The sequence below is a fragment of the Mesorhizobium sp. M7D.F.Ca.US.004.03.1.1 genome (assembly GCF_003998635.1).
Taxonomy (GTDB): Bacteria; Pseudomonadota; Alphaproteobacteria; order Rhizobiales; family Rhizobiaceae; genus Mesorhizobium; species Mesorhizobium loti.
This window is the reverse complement of record NZ_RZQG01000796.1, coordinates 1-2,777: the sequence shown is the minus strand read 5'-3', so window position 1 is coordinate 2,777 and position 2,777 is coordinate 1. Positions and strand designations below refer to the sequence as shown.

The 2,777-nt window shown below is 62.7% G+C and carries 2 protein-coding genes and 1 pseudogene; 2 read left to right on the top strand and 1 reads right to left on the bottom strand.

All coding sequences use genetic code 11. From position 1 onward, the window contains the following. Nucleotides 1-1,322: hydantoinase/oxoprolinase family protein (locus EN935_RS29975; RefSeq protein WP_164771449.1), on the bottom strand; the 1,322-nt coding region annotated here is incomplete at its 3' end. A 142-nt stretch (nucleotides 1,323-1,464) separates the two neighbouring features. On the opposite strand from EN935_RS29975, the gene EN935_RS29970 reads away from it, so the two are divergent. Both EN935_RS29970 and EN935_RS29965 read left to right on the top strand, forming a co-directional pair. Beyond that, nucleotides 1,465-2,244, top strand: coding sequence for a LuxR C-terminal-related transcriptional regulator (locus EN935_RS29970; protein WP_127262735.1), 780 nt, complete (start codon nucleotides 1,465-1,467; stop codon nucleotides 2,242-2,244). A 265-nt stretch (nucleotides 2,245-2,509) separates the two neighbouring features. Continuing rightward, a pseudogene (locus EN935_RS29965) lies at nucleotides 2,510-2,777 on the top strand (MFS transporter); the annotation flags it as partial.

Sequence of the window (2,777 nt, the reverse complement as noted above, 5' to 3'; positions counted from 1 at the left end):
GCATCGGACTCCAACATGTCGATCATGCCTTCGGCGGCTTCTTCCACCCCGACGCCCAATATGTCGGAGCATTTCTCCTGGAAGGCGCGGCGCGCCTTTTCGACCTGCAGCACGACCTTGCCGCCCAGGAAATAGTACGGGTTCAGCCGGCCGAGAATGGCGTCGCAATCGGCGATCGTGGGTTCGGTACCGCCGCGATCGAAGCAGATCGGGCCGGGGTCGGAGCCGGCGCTTTCCGGCCCGAGGCTAACCTTCTTGGTCAGCGGGTCGACCTTGAGGATCATGCCGGCGCCAGCGCCGATCGTGTCGAGATGCAGCGTCGGCACGTTGAGCTTGAAGCGGTCCATCAGCGGCTCGTTCTCAATTCGCGTCTGACCGCGCGTGATGACGCCCATATCGAAGGAGGTACCGCCCATGTCCGAGCAGATCAGCGAGTCGTTGCCGATCAGTTTGCCGACATAGGCAGCACCGAGGATGCCGCCGATCGGGCCTGAGATCATGGTTTCATGCAGGCGCGGGTGGTTGATCGAGGTCAGACCGCCGAAGGAGAGCAGCGTCTGCACGCCATATTTGAAGCCGTATTTCTTCGAGACGTCCTCAATGCCCTTGAGCTGCTTGCGGCCACGCGAGGTGGCGTAGGCCTCGATCAGCACCGAGTTCAGCCGCGACTGCTCACGGATGACCGGGCGGACCTCATGGCTGGTGTAGACGATGATGTCGGCGCCGGCCTTATCGACCTCCGCGCGGCAGATCTCGGCGATGCGCTTCTCGTGCACCGGATTGACGTGCGAGAAGATGGTCATGATGCAGATCGCCTCGACCTTGTCGGCTATCAGCTTTTTCGCGGCGGCTGAGACTTCGTGTTCATAGAGCGGCAGCACGATGTCGCCGAACTGGTCGATGCGCTCGGTGACGCCATGGGTGCGGCGGCGCGGCACCAGCGGATCGGGATGATGGTGGGTGACCGCATGCAGCCGGTCGGCATAGGAATAGTCGGCCCAGGCCTGCAGGCCGCGGCCCATCAGGATCATGTCCTCGAGGCCCTTGGTGGTGATCAGGCCGAGCCGGCGGCCGGTGCGCGACAGCAACGTGTTGAGCATGCCGGTGCCGGAATAGAGCACGACGTTGACGCCGGAAAACAGTGATTCCAGCGAGATGCCCCAGGCATCCGCCGCGTCCTCGGCCGAAGCCAGAAAGCCCTCGGCTTCGTTCTTCGGCGTGGTCGCAGACTTGCCGATCTTGAAGTGGCCGTCCTGATCGACAAGGATCGTGTCGGTCATGGTGCCGCCGGCGTCGATGCCGATGACGATTGGATTGCCAATGATTGGACTGGTCAGGTTTGGCTGGGTCACGGTCGCCTCGGGATCTGGTCTAGGTTGACGCCAGGCTAGATTCGATGGGCGGCTTCGCGCCATATGCCTAAAGACACAATGACGGTTGGGCAGGGATCGCCGAGAAAAGGGCATGCGCATGGGGACCATCTGGGCGCCGCTCGCCAAAGCGATCGCCGCCACCGGCACGGACAGGCATGTCGACTGCCTGATCGACCTGATCGGCGCGGACATCGAGCACGATCTCGTCACGGTGACACGTTATTCGGCGACGCAGACGCCGGAATTCATCAAGCATCGGCGCTTCTCGGACGAGATGATCCGGCGCTATCTCGATAACTACTACGTCTTCGACCCGTTCTATGCCTCGTGGCGGCGCGATCGAAGGCTGGGCATAATGCCGCTGAAGCGGCTCGCCGACGACGCGGCCAAGCGCGGCCAGTACATTGCCGGCTTCCTGGCGCAGTCGGAGATCTGCGACGAGGTCGGCATCATGCTTGCTGATGGCGGCGACTGGTGCCTCGGCATCTTCCTCGACCGCTCGACCACATCATTCAAGGACAGCGAGATATCCCTGCTGGATGAGCGGCTGCCGGTGTTCGAGGCGTTGCACGCGCTCGACATCAAGGCGCGGGGAGCAAAATTCTCCCGCACGTCGGCGCCGACAGGCCCCGGCGCCTCGCCCCGGCAGGAGCCCATCATTCCGGCCGGCCTGTGGCCGGAGCTGTCGCTGCGCGAACGGGAGCTGGTCCAGCTGATCCTCGCCGGCCACCCGACGGCGAACATCGCCGAGCGCCTCGGCATCACCGTCGGCACGGTCAAGAACCATCGCCGGCGTATCTACGAGAAGCTCGACATCACCACGGAGCGGGAATTGTTCTTGCAGTTTTTTCAACACCGGGCGGAGCGGTAGCCGAGCGTCTCCCCTGCCGATCCGCCAGTGAGCTCCCGCCGCAAATCGGTGCTCCGGCTTCTCGCTGGAATGGCCGAAAGCGCCCCTCAAAATTCCTCTTGCGGAACGCCGCCGTCCCGGCTTAGTCTCGGCTTCGCGCAGAAAATGAAATTTAATTCCATTTGTTCAGTGCCCGCGAGCCAGTGCAGTGCCCAGGAAAAATGGCTCGCCGCAATCGACTGAGAAAATATTTGATATATCATCTACCAGAACGGAAATAGCTGACATGGTCCAGCAGATATCGATCCAGCCATCGGCGCCCTGGTTGCGGCTAGAGGTCGACGATTCGGACTGGAACGACGCCGAGGTTTCGAGCCTGGTGCGCTGGTATCACCAGATGCTGCTCATCCGGCGTTTCGAGGAAAAAGTGCTCGATCTCGCCAATGCCGGGCTGGTGCATGGTCCGGCGCATGCCAGCATCGGCCAGGAGGCGACGGCGGTCGGCGCGATGTCCGTGCTCGGCACCGGCGACCGCATCAATGGCACCCACCGCG

Excerpts from the sequence above, each read along its gene's own strand:
- EN935_RS29970 (WP_127262735.1), top strand. The coding sequence starts at position 1,465 with ATGCGCATGGGGACCATCTGGGCGCCGCTCGCCAAAGCGATCGCCGCC.